General features: G+C 59.3%; 1 protein-coding gene. It reads left to right on the top strand.

All coding sequences use genetic code 11. The annotated features are described in order from the left end of the window. Positions 1-348, top strand: a 348-nt coding sequence (locus tag ACX3P1_RS28345; RefSeq protein ID WP_459083163.1) for a glutathione binding-like protein, incomplete at its 5' end; no start/stop codon positions are given. Positions 349-582: the final 234 nt, after the last annotated feature.

Raw genomic sequence — 582 nt, forward strand, 5'->3', positions numbered from 1 at the left:
CAGCAATGGCTGTCGCTGGCCGCAGGCCAGATCGCCAATGGTCCGGCGGCCGCGCGCATGGTGACCATCTTCGGCGCGCCTATTGACCACGAAAAGGCCAAGGCGACAGCCAACCATCTGCTGATGGTGCTCGACGCAGAACTGGCCCATCGCGATTTTGCCATTGGGAATACGCCGACAATCGCCGACGTCGCTGGCTACAGCTACATCGCCAAGGCACCCGAAGGTGGGGTTTCGCTCGAACCTTATCCGGCCGTCAGGAAGTGGCTTCAACGCATCGAAGGCCTCCCTGGATTCGTTCCGTTCAAGGAAACGAAGGCAGGGCTTCTCGGCAAGAAGGCAAGCTGACACAGTGACCGATCAGGCAACCTGGCTTGGGAACTCCGGAGGATAGCCAGCGATGCGCTTGTCTAAGACCATGCCGAGCTCGCTAGCCACCCAGGCCGGGCCAAATCATCCGCTTGACTCCTATCAATGTTCTTATATTGTTCACGTACTGCTTGTCCCCGCAGTCGACCCTGCCTTTCCCGACTCCCCGTCGCCAGGCAGGGCCACCCCTTAACTTTGAAGGCGTCATTCTAA

The sequence above is a fragment of the Mesorhizobium sp. A623 genome, from assembly GCF_054489405.1.